The organism is Marinobacter adhaerens HP15, from assembly GCF_000166295.1.
In the GTDB taxonomy this organism is placed as follows: domain Bacteria; phylum Pseudomonadota; class Gammaproteobacteria; order Pseudomonadales; family Oleiphilaceae; genus Marinobacter; species Marinobacter adhaerens.
The window spans coordinates 1487752-1507920 of record NC_017506.1 but is presented as its reverse complement, the minus strand read 5'-3'; the positions used below and the strand labels follow the sequence as shown (position 1 = coordinate 1507920).

Below are 20169 nucleotides of genomic sequence, written 5' to 3'. Positions count from 1 at the left end.
CCTCAACTATATTCACTGGTGGCGAACACCAAGGAGGAAACGAAATGAACAGGATCGCAATTACACTGTTTTCAGCTCTGTTGATCGCGCCAGTAGCAGCGATTGCAGAGAGCATGAAGTCTGAGGCGCCGGCCAACGCTGGCGTGTATTTCGTGCAACCAACTGACGGCGCAACCGTAGACGAAACCTTCAAAGTCGTCTTTGGTCTGCGGAACATGGGCGTGGCACCTGCTGGCGTGGAAAAAGCAGGCACCGGACACCACCACCTGCTGATCGATACCGACGTACCGTCCGATCTGAGCAAATCCCTCCCGGCAACGGATCAAATCAGACACTTTGGTGGCGGGCAAACCGAAACCGAGATCACGCTATCACCGGGTAAACACACGCTGCAGCTTTTGGTCGGTGATCACATGCATGTGCCGCACAACCCGCCAGTGGTTTCCGAGAAGATCACAGTAATGGTGGAGTAACGTTCTACCCTGAACGGAATGGCCAGTGCAGAGTTGCATTTCAGTCAATCCCCTGGGCGTTCGATCATGCTACTGTGAGCGCAAATAATCCGAACGAATCCAGGGGATAGCTGATGCGAAAGAACATTCTGATTACCGGTGCCAGCACCGGTCTCGGGGAAGGCATGGCTCGCGAATGGGCGGCCAAAGGCTGTAATCTGGCGCTCTGTGCGCGCCGGGCAGACAAGCTGGAAGCTCTCCAGCGGGAATTGCAGCAGGCTCATCCGGATATCCGGGTACTCGTCCGAGGCCTTGATGTCTGCGATTACGATCAGGTGTTCGAAGTGTTCCGGGGCTTCCGGGATGAGCTCGGTAGTCTTGATCGGGTGGTGGTTAACGCAGGCATTGGCAGCTCACAGCCCATCGGCCGTGGGCATTTCGCCGCCAACCGTCACACCGCCGAGACCAACTTCATCGCCGCTATTGCCCAGAGCGAGGCGGCCATGGAGATCTTCCGCGAGCAAAACAGCGGTCACCTGGTGTTGATGTCGTCAGTCAGTGGTGTTCGCGGTTTCCGTGGGCCACTGAACGTATACGCTGCCACCAAGGCCGCCGTAGCCTCTCTGGCGGAAGGCCTGCAACTGGATACCAGGGGCAAGCCCATTAACGTCAGCAACATCATGCCGGGCTACATTCTCACCGATATTAACCGCGATACGAAAAATGCCCCCTTCCGGGTGGATCTGGAAACCGGAGTGAAGGCTCTGGTGAAGGCCATCGAATCGGAGAAGCGCCGGGCCTATGTGCCCTGGTGGCCATGGACGCCGCTGAGCTAAGTGATCAAATCCCTTCCCTTTGGATTATTTGCCAGAGCAATGTAAGCAGCTTGGAATCTTCAGAATGAACAAATCCTTTGCCCTGGCAGCGTTGATTGCTGTTCTGCTGGGGTTCCTTGGCTTTCAATACTACATCACCTCCGTGCCGGATCTGGCAGAGCCCATTACCGTGGAGGAAACCCGATTCATCGAGCAGGACCAATCCCTCCTGTTAACGCTACGGGGTGGCGAGGGCCGCCAGTTTTCCGTAGGCCTGCGCGGAGACATCGCCAACGATCCGGAACAAACCGCCTTGTTCTTTATCAGCAATCCGGATCTGGTGCCCTATGTGTACTGGCCGGGTCTTCGGAGCAACGACGAGAAACGGGTACTGGAGCTGCTGGAAGATATGGTTGAGAAACAAAAGCAGGAGGAAGCGGTCAGGAAGATTTATGAGGTGCTGAAGAACCGGAACTGAAGCCACCGGATTCTGGGCGGGCTGGAAAAATGGCTGGGAAAGCGGGTCCAAGAACTCCCCCAGCCAGCGCCACGGTTGTGGCGACTTTCTAGCGCACTTTTGAAAGGAACTTCTGGGTGAGCGGGTTTTGCGGATCGGTAATCACCTGGCGTGCTTCACCGATCTCTGCGATCACACCCTCGTGGAAGTAAGCCACCCGGTCAGAGACATCCCGTGCGAACCCCATTTCGTGGGTCACACAGATCATGGTCATCCCCTCTTCTGCCAACAGGCGCAGGGTATCCAGAACCTCGCCGACCAGCTCCGGGTCGAGCGCGGAGGTCACCTCGTCAAGCAGCATATAGTCAGGCTTCATGGCCAGAGCACGGGCAATCGCCAGGCGTTGCTGCTGGCCGCCCGACATTTTCGTGGGATAGACGTCGAACTTGTCGCCCAGGCCGACGTGCTCCAACTCTTTCTTGGCAATTTCGATTGCCTCTTCCTTGCTCATTTTCTTGACGATTCTGGGCGCCAGTGCGGCGTTCTCCAGTACAGTCATATGAGGAAAGGAATTCCATTGCTGAAAGACCATGCCCAGTTTCTGGCGCAGCTTGTCCTTGTTGGTCTCTTTGGCATGGACATCCACATCATCAACGAGGATCTTGCCCTTGTTGATGGGCTCAATGGCATTGATGCAATACAGGAGAGTCGACTTGCCACTGCCGGAGCCCCCGATAACGCTCACGACCTCGCCTTTCTTTACATCCAGGCTGACGCCTTTCAGTACTTCAAGATCGCCGAAGGATTTATGGACATTCTGTACGCTGATCATATTGCCATTTTCCTCTCAACATACCGGCCGTAGTGGGACAGCGGGTACGAAATAATGAAGTAAAAGATACCAACACCGATCAGAATCTCGAGCGGTTGCTGGGTTCTTGAAATCAGTTGCTCCGACGTGCGCAGCAATTCCATGTAACCGATGACCGAGACCAGGGCCGAGTCCTTGATGACACTGAGTGCAACACCCAGCCACGAGGGGAACACAGCACGCAAACCAATCGGCAACCGAATGTGGTAGATGGTTTGCCATTTGGTCATACCCAGTGAGCGCGCTGCCGTCTGCATTGAGGGACTGACACTCTCAAAGCCACTGCGAAATACCTCGCTCATGAAGGCCATGGTATACAGCGAGAGCACAATGGAGCCCGCAACAAACGGCGCCAGTGGATTCCCCATCGCACCGACAAAAGTGGAGAACAAAATAAGCTGGATGATCAGGGGAACACTTCTCAGCACGTCGAGCACGCTACCGAAAAGGACGTTGACGGCCTTGTTGCTCTCGGCACGGAGAAAGCCGACGATCAATCCCAGAATAGTGCCCACCACGATGGCGACAACGGAGATGATGATGGTATTCCAGACACCGGTCAGGATCAGACCGCTATCGCTCCAGGACAGGGGTGTGAATAAAGAATTCATCAGATTTCCCCCTTGAAAAGTCTACGAGCAAGCAGTGATGACCCGAACAACACGAGTTTGGTGATCACGAAGTACATCACGGCCGCCACAATGAAGAACTCCAGCGTTCTGAACGACAGTGACTGCAGACGCTGAGTCGTGCCAGAAAGCTCGCTCATACCCACCAGAATGCCCAGAGAGCTCATCAGGATGGACCAGACAAACTGGTTGGTCATCGGGTGGTAGATGCGTCTCAGCATCTGCGGAAGGATGATGTATCGATACGTCTGGATACTGGTCATGCCCAGCGACTTGGAGGCGCTGTACTGGGTGCTCGGAATCGACTGGAAACCACCCCGGAACGTCTCCGTCAGGTAGCCCGCGTTGATAAAGACCAGTGCGCTCAATACCGCCACGTAGGGACTGAGGTGGATACCAAATGCTCCAAGGCCAAAATAGGCCATGTAGATCTGGAACAGGGCCGGCGTATTCCGGGCGATCTCGACCCAGACCGTAGCAACCTGGCTGAAGAACTTTGTGTTGTTCATTTTGGCGATCGCCAACAGTATTGCGATCACAACGCCCAGAAGCATCGCCAGAACGGATACGTGCAGGGTAACGAAGGCACCGTTCAGCAGCTGGGGCATGTTCTGGAACACAACGTTCCAGTGAAATTCGTAGTCCATACCTTGGCCATTTTATGAATGGTAGGAAACTCGACCACGGCCCTTTAACCAGGGCTGTGATCAGAATTTTGGGTCAGGACACCGTTGGGTGAGAGCCCGACCCGGGAACCAATGCAATGACGGCCGCCTGTTTGGCGGCCGTCGGTTCGGCGCTTACTTGTTGTCCCGGAGGGACTTGATCAGATCGGCCGGCGCATCGGTACCGAAGTGCTTGTTGTAAGCTTCGTTCATGTTGCCGTCGCGAATCTGGCGTACCAGGAACAGGTTCAGGTAGTTGATCCAGGCAACCTCATCACGCTTGGCGATGATGCCCACAACGTCGTCGTAGTTGGGAACGTAGGGGCCTGCTTCAAAGTCTGCGAACTCTTCGCTACGCAGTTTGGTCGCGATGTTGGTGTTGGTAGAGATGATTGCGTCGACCTTGCCCTGGTAAAGACCCAGGTAGGCATCGTTCTCGGATTTGAAGGAGGTGTAGTTGTCCTTGCCCCAGCCCTGCTGCTCGGCATACGCGAGGTATTCGGTTTCATAGGTGGTGCCGAGTGCTGCACCGACTTTCAGGTTTTTCAGGTCGTCGAAGGATTCAATGTTCTTGTCCTCGTTAGCGATAACCTGGAATTTGAAGACGAAATACGGGTAGGTGAAGCCAACGGTCTTGGCGCGCTCCAGTGTATCGGAGGTAGAACCGATAACCACATCAGTCTTGCCGGACACCAGGGAGGGAATCCGCTCGCCCCAGGTCAGGTTGAGAACATTGACGTCTACGCCGAGCGCCTCGCCCAGGTCGTTACAGTAATCGACGTCGAAGCCTGCAGGCTCGTTGTTCTCGTCAAAATATCCCATTGGTGGGAAATCCAGAACCACGCCACAGTTCAGAGTGCCACGTTGAATCACGGTGTCCAGCTGATCGGCTGTCGCGCTTACGGAGGTTACCGCAGCACAAGCGAATACAAGCGGTGCTAGTTTGCGAATCATAGTTATTCTCTCTTTTTCTTTCGTGGGCGAAAAGTGTGTGTCCGTTATGCCTACACAACACGAGTTATGTGCAAAAAGCATACGTAAAAATACTACCGTAGATTATTTAGTGAAAATTTTTGAAATTTGCCATTTGGTAGGCAATTTTCCTTAATTTCCTCAATATAACCGGATTTTTTGAGCCTGCAACTCGTGATAGCGGCCAAAAAACGAACAAACAGTCATTTTTCATGTTCTTAGGTCTATGATTTAACTGATGTTTACACCTCCTTAATCAAAAAGACGAATTTATTACTATAGCAGGCCATTTTAACGGTCTCTGAGCAACACAGCGGGGTTTAACCGCATTGCCCTGAGCGTGGGCAGTAATCCACCCAGCAGCGCCAGCGAACTGACACCTCCGGCAACCAGCGCCCCAATCCACCATAAATCGCCGGCCGGCAGCTTCAAGGCGAGGTCAGCCACAGGTAAAGCAATTAGCGCACCAAGCGCCGTCGCGAAAACCGTTGCCAGGAAGGTCAGCAAACCGGTTTCCAGCAGCATGGATTGGCGGATCGCTCCGTGACGGGCGCCAAGGCAGTGCAACAGGTTGGCCTCGTAAAGCTGCCGCCTGCGGCTGACACTGACCACGCTGGAAAGCACAAGCAGGCTGGCGAGAAGACTGACCGATGCCACAGCCGCCAGGCCCGCGGCTGCCTTATTCAGCAGATCGCCGGCGGTTTCCAGCCAGTCAGCGGTGCGCAGCGTGATTACATTGGGGATGTTCTGTGCCAGCCATTGCTGGGATTCCCTGGCCGCCTCATCGCTTTGGTAGACCGCACCGACGTAAAGGCTGATCAAGTCGTCCAGTGCGTCTTGCTGCAATATGCCCTCGAACCAGAATCGGGTCTGCAGCCCTTTTTGCCGGTAAATTGCACGGATTTCGACGTCGATGCTCTTATCCTGTGCAGTAAAGGTGAGCTGGTCGCCCACCCCCAGTCCAAGCTGGTAGGCCTCCCGATCCTCCATGGCCATGTACGCAGGCTCCCCCTCGGGGGCCGGCGATTCCCACCAGCTGCCTTCCACCAGTTCCAGTGCTTCGGGGTTTCCCGAGAGATAACTCAGTTTGTATTCATCGCCCATGGCTTCTCGCCGAGCTTCGGCATTATCAGCCAGAACCTCCGCAATCGGCTTCTGGTTAATAGTGTCCAGACGGGAACGGACCATCGGAAGCAACTCGACGCGGCTGGAGGCATCCACCGCTTCCAGGCCGTTTTGCAGCGGTTCCATCTGGTCCGGGAACACTTCATAGAGGATTAGCGCCGGCGACTGTTCCGGTATGGTGGTTTCAAGCGCCCTCAGGAGCGTGGTAACCATCAACGTGCAGGCCACCACAAGCGTCAGTGCGGTGCCCAGTGACAGCAGCGTTGCCCGGAGCGGCGAATCCGGCCGGTGCAGATTGGCCAGGGCCAACCGCCGGGCAAACCTGCGGTCGGCAAAACCGCCGTTTTCCAGAGCCTTGGCACCGCGGCGTAACCCCTTGATCAAACCTTCCAGGAGACCCCAGAGCAGCGTAACCGCCAGCAGGAACAGAAAGCCCAGATGAGGCGATGGGAGCCAGAACAGGGTAGCGCCGATGTAGACAGCCAGCAGTAGATAGCTGGCAATCCGCCAGCTTCGAGGCTCGTTGGGAGCCGCCTCGACCTGCCCCCGGAAAAGCCCGGCCGGCGCAGCAGCGAGGGCTCGAGCGAGTGCCGGCAGTGCGAACACGTAAGCAGTCAGAACAGCGAACAGCCAGCTCAGCAGCAAAGGAACCAACCACAAGGACAACCAGCCGCCGGCCCCATCGGGCCCCGCCAGAGCAAAGGCATCGCCCGCCAGGCTGATCGCCAGGGCGGAAAGCCCCAGCCCGATACTACCGCCAATAAGCCCTGCAAGGCTGCCCAATACACCAATCTGCAGGAGGTATATGCCGACAAGCGGTTTGCGACGCAGGCCAAGTGTTTGCAAGGTGGCAATTGTGCCCAGCTTTTCATCGAGGTAGGCGTGGATGCTGTTGGCAACGCCGAGGCCACCGATGAACAATGTAGTGAAAGCGATAAGGATGAGTGCTGTGGCAATCTGGTCCAGACGCTCGGAAATCCGTTCGCTGCGCTCGGCAAACGTAGTGATTTCCCATCGCGCATCCGGGAATGCCTGCTCGAATTCCTCAAGCCAGGTGTCGAGATTCTGTTCGGTTTGTACCCGGTATTCGTAATCCACGCGGCTACCCGGGCGAATCAACCCGGTTGCCTCCACGGCCTGCTCGGAAATCATGATCGGCAGACCTCGCCAATTGGCGTTCAGGCTCCGATCCGGTTGCTTCTCGATAAGGCCGCTGATTCGAAAGGTGGCGGCGCCAATCTCAATCTGGTCACCAATCGACTGGCCCAGGCGTTCTGCCAGCAAAGGATCGATGATAGCGCCCCACTGCCCTTCCTTCTGGCCTGTAAGCGCCCCCAGAGGCTCATCCGGCATTAGCTCCAGCTCGCCGTAGAGGGGATAGAGAGCATCCGGAACCAGTATCTCCGCCCGGAAGAAGCCGTCGCCGCCGCTTCCGCTGACGATGGTATCGAATTCCCGAACCAGTGAAATTTTGCCGGTAGCACGAATCCATTCGAGCGCATCATCGGGCAGCGGCTCGCTGGTATCCAGCTCCACATCGCCACCGAGCAGCGCGCGGGTATCCGCCAGCAAGCTTTGCTCGATCACCCGGTAGAGGCTGGCTGTCGCAGCCACAAGGGTAACGCCGAGAATCAGGCAGGCCAGGAAAATCTTCAACGCAGAGATACGTGACCGCAGGTCGGTGATCGCGAATCGGAGCATCCAGAGCGGGTTTGTGGAGCGTTCAGGAGGCATAGAGACGCCCACCGTCCATCCGGACCCTGTGCTGACAACGCTCGGCAACGCGCTCGTCATGGGTCACCAGTACCAGCGTGGATTTGCTGTCCTTGTGCAAGTCGAACAGCAGGGAGAGCACTTTCTCACCGGTTTCATGGTCCAGATTGCCTGTGGGCTCATCTCCCAACAACAGGCTTGGCTGGTGAACCAGTGCCCGAGCGATCGCAACCCGTTGCTGCTCGCCGCCAGAGAGCTGCCCCGGGTAGTGCTGCAGCCGATGGCTGAGACCAACGGCCTCCAACATGGCGAGAGCTCGTTCCCGCGGCCTGGCCTCGCCGGCAATCTCAAGCGGCAGACTCACGTTTCCCAGGGCCGTGAGGCCAGGCAGCAGGTGAAAGGACTGGAAAATGATGCCAAGGTGCTCACTTCGCCAGTCGGCCAGAGCATTGGCGTCCATGTCGCCCAGACGTTGATCGCCGACCAGAATTTCACCACTGGTCGGTCGCTGCAGGCCGGAAAGCAACAAAAGCAGGGACGTTTTCCCGCTGCCAGAGGGGCCTGTGATTGCCAGTGTTTCTCCCGGGGGCACCATGAGGGAGGCATTTTTGAGTACGGCGACCTTGCCGGACTCTGTGGGGTACTCGAGAAAAATGTCGGTCATTTCAACGCTGGTGGACACTGGCGCTCCTCTGGTTTGATGAATTTCCTGCTCTGTTGCGTACTGGTAAATGATCGGCATCCGCATAAAGTTTAGAGTACGAACCCTTTTTAAGAGTGGCGCACTCACGTTTTTTGGCGCCTTCACGGAAAAACAGGAGTCCTGACCATGACCGGACCACTCGATGGCATCCGCATTATCGATCTGACAGCCATGATTTCCGGGCCTCTCGCGACCATGATACTGGCGGATCAGGGTGCCGAGGTTATCAAGATCGAGAATCCGGCGGGTGGCGACTTTACGCGCTCCGCGGCCAATCGGCAGGGCGATATGTCGGCGCTGTACCTCAACAACAACCGCAACAAGAAATCAGTGGCGCTGAACCTGAAAAAAAAGGCAGGACGCGACGCGCTGCTTCGACTGGTAGCGTCGGCCGATGTCTTTGTGCAGAACTTCCGGCCGGGCGTCATTGAGCGGATGGGGCTCGGCGAAGAGCAGCTGCGCAAGGTGGCCCCGAATCTCGTGATGGTATCAATCAGTGGCTTCGGTGACACCGGCCCCTATTCCCAGCGACCGGTATACGACCCGCTGATTCAGGGCCTCTCCGGATTGGCCACCGTGCAGGCGGGCGCCGATGAACTTCGACCGCAACTGGTGAGAACCATTTTGCCCGACAAGCTCACCGGTGTAACCGCAGCCCAGGCGATTACCGCGGCTCTGTTTGCCCGCGAACGCACCGGGGAAAGCCAACATGTCCGGCTGTCCATGCTGGACGCGATCATCGCGTTTCTCTGGAGCTCCGACATGGGCAGCCAGACCTTTGTTCACAGTGAGGTGCCGCAGCAGGAGGCTGCGAGCCTTCAGGATCTCATCTATGAGACCACAACCGGCTACATCACCATTGCGGTTCAGAGCGATCGAGAGTGGCAAGCCCTTATTCGTGCTGTGGACCGCCCGGAGTGGGCGGAGGATCCAAGGTTCCTGACTGCCCGGCTGCGCCAGGAGAATATTGATGCGAGGCTGGAGCTGATCCAGTCGGTCATCAAAACCGATACGGCCGAACACTGGTTGGCAAGGCTCGAGGCCGAGCAAGTGCCCTGCGCCCCGGTGTTGACCCGCACTCAGGTACTCGACCATCCCCAGGTACTGGCCAACGATCTGCTCTCCCACTACGACCACCCCCAGGCCGGCCGACTCCGCCAGGCCAGGGCGCCGTCGCGATTCTCGGCCGCACCGGAGCAGCACTGGCAGGGAGCTCCGCGCCTTGGCGAGCAAACCGGCGAACTGCTGGCAGAGTGTGGGTATTCCGCCGAAGAAATCCAGGCGATGTGTGATTCAGGCATCGCAGCCATAGCCGCCACTAACATTTTTTAAACGCTGCATACACACTGATCACTCTTCGGAAACGGCGGGATTTATAAGCACAGACTGCACGGCAATAACGTCCAGATGGTAGGTTTAAACGTATATCGAACCTACACGTGTAGCAATTTTTCGACCCGTAGCTATGCTGTTGGTGAGAGGCTGAAGGATGCGATCCGGGAGTCCGAGCTAGCGTCTCAAGCAAGGCAGTTTCTGCGCCCGCTCAAGGAGGAGTTCAGACGGTGACAAGCGATAAAGCCCTGAGATTCAATACCCACTCTGCTACGAGACCCTCTGGGATCTACAGGCGCATTGTGCACCAGATCGGCTGGCTCACAATCGCTATTGCCACACTGGTTTTATTGTCTTGGTTTTTTGACATCGAAGCCGGAAAGCGCATCCTTCCCGGCTTCCAGTCGATGAAATTCAACACAGCGATGTGCTTTCTCGCGTGCGGCCTCATACTCCGCTACAAGGCTCTGATTTACAGGCCTTGCTCAGATTGTCCGGTTACGCTCACAATCGCAGCGTTCCTATTGATTATCCCGGGTCTTACGCTCCTTGAATACTTTAGCGGATGGCAGCTGGGGATCGACAACCCGTTCGTCCAAGATACAGCAACTCCCCCGAGCGATTGGCCCGGTCGAATGTCCATCGGAACGGCCCTCTGTTTCGGCCTTATCGGCGCTGCATGGATGGCCACCGTATTACCTGTTCGCCACTCGACTATTGCACTGCAGGTCCTCGCTCTAACGGTTTTCACTATCAGCGGGTCAGCTCTGACCGGTTACGTTTTCGGAATTCAGCAGTTTGAGTTAACGATTTTCTCAACCATGGCCCTCCACACATCCCTCCTTTTCGTGCTCTGCAGTACAGCCATGCTTCTGGTTAGACCGAACGAGGGGATCATGGCCTCTGCCACAAGCCCTTACGTCGGTGGTCGGTCTGTACGAAAGCTTCTGCCGTTTATAATAGTCACGCCAATTTTAATGTGCTGGCTTAGCCTTAAAGGCCTTCAGGCAGGCTACTATAGCGAGGCGTTCGGGTTTGCAATCAGCGCCGTATCCAGCATTCTTGTGCTGAGCTTTGTCGGTTGGTTCGGCGCTGATGCGCTGAACCGTGAAGAGGAACGGTTTCGCTCAACCATAGATTCCTCGCCCGTCGCCACCGTAATGGTTGATCAGGCCGGCATTATTCAAATGGCCAACCAGTTAGCCCATTCCCTGTTTCTTTACCCTCGAAATCACCTGGTCGGTAAGCCCCTGGAAAGCCTGCTACCTCTTCGCTTCCGCGAGGAGCACAGTGTTTTCGTGCGCGGGTTCATGAATGCTCCCCAACAGAGAATGATGGGTGAGGGGCGCGAACTTTTCGCCCTGCGCCATGATGATTCCGAATTCCCTGCAGAAATAGCCCTGAACCCGGTGCATACGGTGGAGGGTCGCTACATCATGGCGTCGGTAATGGACATTACTGAGCGCCTTAAGGCCGAGGAAAAGATTCTGAGACTCAACCGTATCCACAAGGTGTTGAGTGGCATTAATACCCTGATAGTCAGGGTACAGACCCGGAAAGCTCTCTTTGAGGAAGCTACCCGGCTTACGGTCGAGGAAGGCGAATTACTCGCAGCCATGATCGTCGAGTACAACCACGACTCGGGCCAAGGAACCGTCTTGAACCAGCATGCTGCCAACAACAAATTTAGCAACAGACCGTTATCCAAGGCAGAGACGGCCATCGTAGGCGAGTGCCTCCAAAATCATCGCATCGTCATAAAAAATGAGCTCCGTAAGCCAGATTACAATAGGGGCTTCAATGACCTGATCAATCTTGGCGTAGGGGCATTGGTAGCATTCCCGTTAACGCATCGCGATCAGGAACTACAAGTGGCCCTGCTGCTATACCGAGAAGATGCATTCTCTTTTGACCAAGCCGAAATGCGACTTTTAAACGAGGTTGCCGGTGACATCTCTTTCGCGATCGCCAACCTGGCAAAAAGCCACCAGCTGGAGTACCTCACTCACTTTGACAGTGTTACCGAACTGCCGAACCGGCTGTTGTTTACCGACCGGCTGCAGCAGGCGATTCTTCAAGCCGAATGGCGAAAAAACGTGTTCAGCATTCTCTATGTCGACATAGATCGCTTTCGACAGGTGAATGACAGCCTGGGGCACACGGTAGGGGACTACGTTCTATGCAAAGTCGCTGAACGTATACTTGCCTGTGTTGCCGAAGCCGATACGGTTGCGCGTTGGGGTGGTGACGAGTTTATCGTGTTGCTTCCTGACCGGAGCGGAGCCGACGCCTCTGAAATTGCTACCTGCATCAACGGCCAATTGCACTCAGTAATTTCGTTGGAAAACGGACGAGAATTATTCGTGTCCTGCAGCATGGGAATCGCTGAATGTGACGGAACTGGCATAGACGTGGATGTGTTGATCAATCGTGCCAGAACTGCAATGGCCACGATAAAGGAGCAAGGTGGTAACGACTACCGGCATTTCATTGCCTCGGATCACGGCACCCTGAGCGACGCGCTTGCACTGGAAACTTCGCTCAGGCATGCGCTGGAGGAACGCCAGCTCGAATTGTATTATCAGCCGCAGATCGATATCGCTTCTCGTCAGCTTGTAGGCCTCGAGGCTCTCTTGCGCTGGCAGCACCCTACCGAAGGACTGGTCCCACCAGACCATTTCATCCCCCTGGCAGAAAAGACGGGCTTGATCATACCTATCGGAAAGTGGGTACTCTACGAAGCTTGTCGTCAGGCAGCGGCAATTCCGGGACTGAGAGTCGCAGTAAACCTTTCTGCCAGACAGTTCCATCAAGAGAATCTCGTGACTGTTGTACAAGAAGTTCTGGACAAAACCGGCATGCCGCCGGCCTACCTGGAGCTGGAAATCACAGAGAGCGCCCTGATTTATGAGGTTGAGGCGGCAATAGACACCATGTCTCAGCTAAGCAGTCTTGGCGTCAGCATCTCGCTCGACGATTTCGGCACTGGCTACTCAAGCCTGAGCTACCTGAAGCGCTTCCCTATCGATACTTTAAAAATCGATAAATCCTTCATAAACGAGGTCACTACCGATCCAGGCAGTGAAGTGATTGCGAACACGATCATTGCCATGGCTCACAGCCTGAACCTCAAGGTAATTGCTGAAGGAGTTGAGACTGAAGAGCAACTTGCAATGCTGCGCGAGCGAGAATGTGATCAGGCTCAGGGCTACCTGATCGCCCGACCGATGCCATTTTCGGAGGTGATTGCCAAATTTCAACTCTGAGGCGGCTTGATCACTCCTGATCGTCACTGAAAGCAGACCGATGGAATTCCGCTGCCTCCTCGGCCTCCGGTACACCGATTTCATGCACTTCCGGTACCTCCCCTCCGGCCAGCACTTCGAGCACGGCGTGCACCCCCTTGGACAGCGAACTCAGGCTGTAGCCACCTTCCAGAACCAGCGCTAACCGTCCCTCACAGTGTTTGTCGGCAATCGCCTGAACAATACCTGTGATTACTTTGAAACCATCGTAGGTGAGGTTCAGGGCCATGTCGTTTCTGTGCGGATCAAAGCCGGCAGAGACCAGCACCAGATCCGGCTGGAAGTAATCCGCCGCCGGCATCAGGATCTCCCGGAACACTTTCTCAAAGGCAACGTCGCCAGCCGTTTCCGGCAGTGGCACGTTGATGGTGTAGCCCTCCCCCAGCCCATCACCGATCTCTTCCAGGTGACCGGATCCGGGATAGAATGGCGCCGCGCAGTGGGTATCGAAAAACAGGACATCGGGGTCTGCCCAGAAAATGTCCTGGGTACCGTTGCCATGATGGGCATCCCAGTCGATGATCAGAATCTTCTCACAGCCGAGTTTGGCCTGGGCATGGGCCGCAGCAATGGCCACATTATTGAGCAGGCAGAATCCCCGTGCCCGAACCGGTTCCGCATGATGGCCGGGCGGGCGGATCAGGGCAAACGCGCTGTTACACTCCCCTTTCACAACGCTTTCAACGGCGGCAATGGCGTTGCCGGCCGCAGCCGTGGCGGCTTTGATGCTGTCGGGTGACACCGCCGTAGTATCTTTATCAAGCCACGCCCGTTTCCCGTCCAGTGAGAAGATGTGGTCAAGGTAGGAGGTGGTGTGTACCCGTGCCAGCTGATCGTATGTTGCGGCAGCCGCACCCGATTTGAATTGAGTACCTGCCACAGGGTTTTCATCCAGATACTCCTTGATGGCGCTGATCCGCCCAGGGTGCTCCGGATAGCTCCATTTGAAATCCAAGCCCTGAAGAATGGATCGCACCCGCTTTTCCACCCGGCTGGGCATGAACGGAAGATCCACCTCGGGGTTATGCCCGAGCATGATCTCATCGTAAAACACATTCACACTGCGATCGCCGATCATGGCCTGTTTCCTTTTCTTATCCTTGTGATTCCGCCAGCGCCTGCTTAACCACCGAGGTGAATGCCGCCGCGCGAACCCCGGTCGGTTTGAAACCCAGCTTGGTCCAGGCAGCCTTGGCTTCCTTGTTTGAAGCAGAGTATTCGAGGATCAGCTCCGAGGCGTGATGCTCCTCCGCGAAAGTCACAAGATCCCGCAACAGTGCCTTCAGGATACCAAGCCCCCGGAAGTCCGGCTCTACCCAGATATCATCAATAACGCCGGACTTGAATTCTGCCGCTTCCGACTGCTCCCAGATGCCCTGGCTTCTCCAGATATAAACATAACCCATACCCACGAGCCCGGCGCTTTTGCTTTCGGCCACAACGAGTCGTCTGTTGGGATCGTCCAGCGCGGAGTGCAGGGTTCGCAGAAGCCGCTTGTACTCGCTTTCCTTCAAGTCATGGGGAGGCGCACCCGAAACATGCAGGGCCAGTTTGGCGAGGAAGCCCACCATCTCGGGCAAATCCTCTTCCCGGGCCTCTCTGATGACAAATCCACGCTTTGCTTGATTTACCGCCACTTGCAACTCCCGTTCGACCTTCGCCAAAAGCATGCCAGCCCAATCCCGGAATGATCTGCATTTTCGGGGCGTATACATTTGCGCTACTCTCCAAAGCGTAGTCGCTGGTTGATCGAGCTACAAAAGCGGCAACCCCTACACGGTTCTTTTACTCATTCCTGCCCGGGGTAAGTTTCGATGAGAAAACTCCTGTTGATTCTGGGGATCTCGGTGATCGTTGCATTGTTGTCGACGGTCACATCCCGGCCCATGCTGATTGAAGAGCGGCTGATCCAGATTCAGGCGGAAGATACTCTCCGGGAATTCCCTCGGATCGAGAAAGAGCCACTGGAAGTGCAGGCAGCCTTGCTGGATATGGCAGACGACGAACTGCTGCTACTGAAGGCCCGGGCAGCGTATTTGCGATACCCGGCGATGACACGCGAAGTATTTCCCCTATATGGTCCCGAACCGGAATTCCGGGAAATTCTTCGGCTCTATGGCGAAAACATTCTTCCGCCGATTCACTATTTCCTGAGCAAACCTGTTGGCTCTATCGAGCTGATGAACGATCTGGCGAAAAAATATCAGGCGGCCGTGGAGTTCTTTACCGGAGGCGAAGACACCGGTAACAGTACCGCCGGCCAACAAAGCACGTCCCGAAAGGAAAAGCTGACTCCGGAAGAGCGCGGGTGGTACGCCGTGCGCTTTATTCAGGAAGAAGGGCACGATTTCCTGGGCCAGTTCGTATTGAACGAGCAGGGCGACGTCATCTGGGTTCGAACCGAACGGGTGCTGGAGAACATCAACCAGTTCTTCGCAAGTGGTATACGCAACCTTGAGATTCAGCACCGCACCGGTGACGACGTGACCGCCTCTGATATCGGCTGGGCGTCGGTGGATGTTCTGGTTTTTGCCAGCGCGTTGAAGGTACTTCGGGTAGGACGGGCTGTCGCTGTTTCATCCAGAGGCGCTGCAAGGGGTACCCGGTCCGCAGCACTGGCCGCTCGCCTCACGACTAGCGGGCGCATGCTGATGACGACCGCCCGCTACGCAAAATGGCCCGCCGTGATTGGCGTGGGGTATCTGGTGGTCACACACCCCGGTATCATCAACGACGTCCTGGCAGAGGTAGCGGAAGTAATGGGCTACCCGGTAAAGCTGGTGCAGTTTCTCGGGTGGATGCTGATACTACTGCCGGTGTTGTACATCGGCAGTTGGGTATTCCGGTTGATTGTGCGCCCTGCCCTCGGGTTACTCGGAACCCTGATTATTGGCCTGTCGCACGTTGGCCGGAAAAAATCACTTAACACACTGGACTGATTCAAAGACCGCTATGTCCTTTTCCCGCATCTACGAACAGGCCGTTCTCCAGAAAGGCGGCGAGAGCGAGGTTCTCGCACGGCTGCCGAGAGTGGCGGCACCCGGCGAGCTTGAGGCTCTTGGTGACGATCGATACCTTTCGGAAATCACCCGGTGCATCTTCAAGGCCGGTTTCGTCTGGCGGGTGATCGAAAACAAATGGCCGAAGTTTGAAGAGGCCTTCGAAGGCTTTGTACCGCTTTACTGGCAGCAGGTTCCTCCCGAAGTGCTTGAGCGTTTGGCGGGCGACGAACGCATCGTCAGGAACGCGCAGAAAATTCAGACCGTTCCCGAAAATGCGCGGATGATTGTCGATGCCTCCCGGGAACACGGCAGCTTTGGCAAGTTCCTCGCCAATTGGCCCAGCAGTGACCAGGCCGGCCTGCTGATGTGGCTTAAACGCAACGGAGCGAGGCTCGGTGGCAACAGCGCCCAGTACTTTTTGCGGCGAGTGGGTTGGGACGGCTTTATCCTTTCACGGGATGTTATTGCCGCGCTGCATAGGGAAGAGGTTTTGGATGCTTCACCCACCAGCAGGAAAGGGCTGATGCAAGCGCAGGAAGCGTTTAATCTCTGGCATGAGGAGAGTGGCCTGCCCTACAGCCACATCTCGAGAATCCTCTCGTTTACTATCGACTGACCTTGTCACGCGATTTCATTACCTCTTGTTTATTTAATGATAATTGTTATCATTCGCCTCCGCATTAACAATGAAGGCGTATTTTTGTATGAAAGTCATTCGCTCCCGACGCTGCAGCTCTGCAGCACTGGTTTCACTCCTCGGCGCAAGCTCTCTGGCCATGGCGCAATCGCAAACCAACGACGCGACCACACTCGAAGCTCTCGATGTGGTTTCTGATGCGATTACCGCTCCGGACTATATGCCTCTGGAAAAAACGCCGGCCGTTGGAAAACTGAACGTTCCGGTTGAAGAGCAACCCTATTCGGTCTCAATCGTCGATCGCAGCTTCATCGAAGATTCCGGCGCCAAGAACATCCAGGACGCCCTGCTCTACACCCCAGGGGTTAACGCGGGCAACTTCGGTTTTGACACCCGAATCGATTCCGCAAAAGTGCGTGGAGTAGACGCCGGCCGCTACCTGGATGGCTTGCGTCAGATCTACGGTTCCTACAACACCGTCCGCACCAATGTGTACGCCCTCGAGAGCATCGAAGTGCTCAAGGGCCCCTCCTCCATGCTTTATGGCCAGAGCGACCTGGGCGGCATCATCAATGGGGTATCCAAGCTCCCGGAAAAGGAACAGGGCGGCGAGATCTGGGCCCAGTATGGCACCTTTAATCACAAGCAACTGGCCGTGGATGTAACCGGCCCCGTCAACGAGAGTGGTGATTTGTTGTACCGTCTGATCGCACTGGGACGCGACAGCGACACACAGGTGGATTATGTGGAAGACGATGGCTACGTACTCGCCCCTTCACTGACCTGGCGCGCCACCGATGATACAAGCATCACCCTGCTTCTGAACCGTCAGGAGAACAAAGGCCAGGTGTCTGCCCAGTTCCTGCCACAGGCCGGCACCCTGGAGCCGGGTTCTCAGGGTTTCATCGGTTCCGAGCGGTTTGTTGGCGAACCGGGTTGGGATCGTTACGACCGGGAGAAGACCGAGGCTACCCTGTTTGTCGATCATCAGCTGAATTCCAACTGGGCGGTTTCCGCTACGGCCCGTTATACCGATTCCAGCGCAGAAACTCGTGAGCATTGGATCACTATTCCAAGCGTTCCTGACGCCAACGGTGAGGTATCACGAACCATTTACACGGCAGACACTGAAACCCGTATCTTCAACATGGACGCTCGTCTCGAGGGCGATGTTGATCTGGGCATGACCCGCCACCGTCTTATTATCGGAGCCGACCGCCAGGATGCCCTCTGGGAACAGGACAACTACTTCTACGGCTATGGTCTGGGCGGAACATTCGATGTTTACGACCCACAGTACGGCAACCTGAATGACAGCATCATCAACCCATCCGACCGGCCAGACAACGAGATTGAGCAGATTGGCCTCTACGTTGCCGACCACATTGAAATCGGCCCTGTTGTCGTTTCCGCCGGCCTTCGCCACGACTGGGCCGAGAACCGCAGCCTGGCCGTCTCCGGATCAGACACCGTCAGTGATGAAGAAGCCACTACCGGTCGCGCGGGTCTGATGTACCGGTTTGAAAACGGGATTTCTCCGTACATCAGCTACGCTGAAGCCTTCAGCATGAACCTCGGTACCGACGGCACTCCCGAGGCTAATACCCTGAAACCGACAACCGGCGACCAGCAGGAAGCTGGCGTGAAGTATGTTTCACCGGACCAGTCCCTCGGCATAAGCGCCGCGTATTTCGATATTACCCAGGAGAACCGCGTCAGTGATGGCAATACGCCAGGAGGTGTCGAGCAGACCGGCGCCGTGATCGACGGCTGGGAGCTGCAGGTGAACAAACGCTGGCAGCGTTTCGAAACCCAGTTGGCGTATACCGACATCAGTGCCAAAGACGATGGCACCGGCAACCGTCTTCCCTATGTAGCCGAGCGTCAGGCTTCCTGGTGGAACCAGCTCTATATCGCCAGCAACTGGCGGTTCGGTGCCGGAGTTCGATATGTGGGAGACAACGTTGGTTCTGGCGGCGGGCCCGTCGTGCCTTCCGTTACCCTTTACGACGCCATGATTGGCTACACCTGGCAAAACTGGGACTTCACCGTCGATGCCAAGAACCTGGCCGATGAAGAGTACATCACCTGGTGTCGCTCCGAGGGTGCAGACTGCGGATACGGCGAGCGGCGCACTGTGAATGCAAACGCCAAGTATCGTTTCTAACACTTCACCCTGAGGTCTCTGATCGCCGCAACCCGAATATTTCCGCGGCGATCAGCTCTTCTTTTTCTTCTTTTTCTTGTTTTTGGCCTTCTCGTACAACTCGCGCAATGCCTTGGGATTCTTTCCTTTACCCGAGCCGTGAGACTCCAGAATACGTGTCCAGATCGCCTGCTTCTGTTCCGGTGACAGCTGTTTCCACTCTTTCTTCTCCTGACGGGTTCGGCCGCAGGCTTTGCAGATGGCCTTCTTGTTGAACTCGCAGACGTCGATACAGGGTTTCTTGGTGACGGGCTCCATGGATACTGGCTCCCCTCCTTCTTTGAGAAGTGGCTCTACTTAACACTGTAGACGTCGACACCTGGATACAAGGCGTGGCACCAGTGGAAAACCGAGACAAGCTCCTAGTAGGGAATAAACGCTTCCTCATCACCCACGACTTTGGCAAACCGCCCGGCCCTCCAGTCCTCTTTGGCCTTTTCGATTCTGGCTCTGGTGGAAGAAACAAAGTTCCACTCAATAAACCGCTTACCAAGGGGCTCACCACCGATCACAGCGATACGCGTTTCTTCAGTAGCAGTGACCTCAACGCCGGAGCCTCGGGAAAAAACCGTCATGCTATGGGCAGGCAGTTCGGAGCCGTGAGCTCGCAACGCACCACTGGCGACATAGACGGCCCGTTCGGTCGCCTCCGGCAACTCCAGGGTCTGACCGGCTTTCAGGGTAGCTTCAAGATACAGCGTGTCGCTGAATTGGCGCACCAGTGAGCTCACGCCATAGGCACTGCCGATCATTACCCGGACCGGGACACCGTCAATGTCGATGGCTGGTATCTGATCGCCCGGATAATGATGAAAGGCGGGGTCGGTTTCCTCGTGGGATTCCGGCAAGGCGAGCCAGAGCTGGAGCCCATGCAGACGATGATCCTTGGCCGTGATTTCAGGACGCTCCCGCTCGGAATGGGCGATGCCACTACCGGCCACCATCAAGTTGATATCTCCCGGCTGGATGGGCTGGTAGCTGCCCACCGAATCCCGGTGCAATATTTCGCCTTCAAACAGGTAGGTTACGGTGGCAATGCCAATGTGCGGATGCGGCAATACGTTGATGCCCTCGCCGGCCGGAAATGCCGCCGGACCCATCTCATCAAAGAAAATCCAGGGGCCGACCATTTTCCGTTTTGCCGTTGGCAACAGGCGACGCACAGAAAAGCCGCCCAGATCAGCAACCCTTGGGCTTAAAATGACTTCAATGGCGCTGCACGGCGCATCGGCCGAATCACAGCTCTGTTCGACAGAATTCATCAGATTGCTCATGCATCGCTCCC

At 56.1% G+C, this 20169-nt stretch carries 18 protein-coding genes; 8 read left to right on the top strand and 10 right to left on the bottom strand.

The window, feature by feature from the left end; all coding sequences use genetic code 11:
- Positions 1 to 53: 53 nt before the first annotated feature.
- The 3 genes from HP15_RS07165 (at position 54) to HP15_RS07155 (ending at position 1745) form a co-directional block, all read left to right on the top strand.
- Complete coding sequence (locus HP15_RS07165) at positions 54 to 473, top strand: DUF4399 domain-containing protein (RefSeq protein ID WP_373274854.1); 420 nt, start codon at positions 54 to 56, stop codon at positions 471 to 473.
- A 113-nt stretch (positions 474 to 586) separates the two neighbouring features.
- Positions 587 to 1288 (top strand): SDR family oxidoreductase, encoded by a 702-nt coding sequence (locus HP15_RS07160; RefSeq protein WP_014576843.1) that lies wholly within the window; start codon positions 587 to 589, stop codon positions 1286 to 1288.
- 64 nt (positions 1289 to 1352) lie between these two features.
- On the top strand, positions 1353 to 1745 hold the full coding sequence (locus HP15_RS07155) for a hypothetical protein (RefSeq protein ID WP_014576842.1): 393 nt from the start codon (positions 1353 to 1355) through the stop codon (positions 1743 to 1745).
- A gap of 88 nt (positions 1746 to 1833) precedes the next feature.
- Here the strand turns inward: HP15_RS07155 and HP15_RS07150 are convergent, their stop codons facing one another.
- The 6 genes from HP15_RS07150 to HP15_RS07125 form a co-directional block, all read right to left on the bottom strand.
- Entirely contained in the window at positions 1834 to 2556 is a 723-nt protein-coding gene (locus tag HP15_RS07150; protein WP_014576841.1) for an amino acid ABC transporter ATP-binding protein, read from the bottom strand.
- The gene (locus tag HP15_RS07145) at positions 2553 to 3206 is read right to left on the bottom strand and encodes an amino acid ABC transporter permease (RefSeq protein WP_008169529.1); all 654 of its coding nucleotides are present in this window, start codon (positions 3204 to 3206) and stop codon (positions 2553 to 2555) included. Before HP15_RS07145 ends, HP15_RS07150 begins: the two co-directional genes overlap by 4 nt.
- Positions 3206 to 3871: an amino acid ABC transporter permease gene (locus tag HP15_RS07140; RefSeq protein ID WP_008169533.1), complete on the bottom strand. Its 666-nt coding sequence runs from the start codon at positions 3869 to 3871 to the stop codon at positions 3206 to 3208. Before HP15_RS07140 ends, HP15_RS07145 begins: the two co-directional genes overlap by 1 nt.
- A gap of 153 nt (positions 3872 to 4024) precedes the next feature.
- Positions 4025 to 4843, bottom strand: a complete 819-nt coding sequence (locus HP15_RS07135; protein ID WP_008169535.1) for a transporter substrate-binding domain-containing protein — start codon at positions 4841 to 4843, stop codon at positions 4025 to 4027.
- 309 nt (positions 4844 to 5152) lie between these two features.
- On the bottom strand, positions 5153 to 7720 hold the full coding sequence (locus HP15_RS07130) for an ABC transporter permease (RefSeq protein WP_041645170.1): 2568 nt from the start codon (positions 7718 to 7720) through the stop codon (positions 5153 to 5155).
- On the bottom strand, positions 7710 to 8363 hold the full coding sequence (locus tag HP15_RS07125; RefSeq protein ID WP_206076561.1) for an ABC transporter ATP-binding protein: 654 nt from the start codon (positions 8361 to 8363) through the stop codon (positions 7710 to 7712). Before HP15_RS07125 ends, HP15_RS07130 begins: the two co-directional genes overlap by 11 nt.
- Positions 8364 to 8528: 165 nt before the next feature.
- Here HP15_RS07125 and HP15_RS07120 point away from each other — a divergent pair, with 165 nt between their 5' ends.
- Both HP15_RS07120 and HP15_RS21660 read left to right on the top strand, forming a co-directional pair.
- A complete protein-coding gene (locus HP15_RS07120) occupies positions 8529 to 9734 on the top strand; it encodes a CaiB/BaiF CoA transferase family protein (RefSeq protein ID WP_014576838.1) in 1206 nt (401 codons plus the stop codon).
- A gap of 635 nt (positions 9735 to 10369) precedes the next feature.
- Complete coding sequence (locus HP15_RS21660) at positions 10370 to 13000, top strand: sensor domain-containing protein (RefSeq protein WP_014576837.1); 2631 nt, start codon at positions 10370 to 10372, stop codon at positions 12998 to 13000.
- 10 nt (positions 13001 to 13010) lie between these two features.
- On the opposite strand, the gene HP15_RS07110 is transcribed toward HP15_RS21660, so the two are convergent.
- Positions 13011 to 14117, bottom strand: coding sequence for a histone deacetylase family protein (locus HP15_RS07110; protein ID WP_014576836.1), 1107 nt, complete (start codon positions 14115 to 14117; stop codon positions 13011 to 13013).
- A gap of 16 nt (positions 14118 to 14133) precedes the next feature.
- Complete coding sequence (locus HP15_RS07105; RefSeq protein WP_041646175.1) at positions 14134 to 14676, bottom strand: GNAT family N-acetyltransferase; 543 nt, start codon at positions 14674 to 14676, stop codon at positions 14134 to 14136.
- Between the two features lie 177 nt (positions 14677 to 14853).
- Here HP15_RS07105 and HP15_RS07100 point away from each other — a divergent pair, with 177 nt between their 5' ends.
- From HP15_RS07100 to HP15_RS07090, 3 genes are all read left to right on the top strand, one after another.
- Positions 14854 to 15978 carry a hypothetical protein gene (locus tag HP15_RS07100; RefSeq protein ID WP_014576834.1) on the top strand — a complete coding sequence of 375 codons (1125 nt, stop codon included), beginning with the start codon at positions 14854 to 14856 and terminating at the stop codon, positions 15976 to 15978.
- 13 nt (positions 15979 to 15991) lie between these two features.
- Positions 15992 to 16657: a DNA-3-methyladenine glycosylase I gene (locus HP15_RS07095; protein ID WP_014576833.1), complete on the top strand. Its 666-nt coding sequence runs from the start codon at positions 15992 to 15994 to the stop codon at positions 16655 to 16657.
- An 88-nt stretch (positions 16658 to 16745) separates the two neighbouring features.
- A complete protein-coding gene (locus tag HP15_RS07090; RefSeq protein ID WP_014576832.1) occupies positions 16746 to 18845 on the top strand; it encodes a TonB-dependent siderophore receptor in 2100 nt (699 codons plus the stop codon).
- A 51-nt stretch (positions 18846 to 18896) separates the two neighbouring features.
- On the opposite strand, the gene HP15_RS07085 is transcribed toward HP15_RS07090, so the two are convergent.
- A complete protein-coding gene (locus HP15_RS07085) occupies positions 18897 to 19142 on the bottom strand; it encodes a DUF1289 domain-containing protein (RefSeq protein WP_014576831.1) in 246 nt (81 codons plus the stop codon).
- Between the two features lie 104 nt (positions 19143 to 19246).
- Entirely contained in the window at positions 19247 to 20158 is a 912-nt protein-coding gene (locus HP15_RS07080; protein WP_014576830.1) for a pirin family protein, read from the bottom strand.
- Positions 20159 to 20169: the final 11 nt, after the last annotated feature.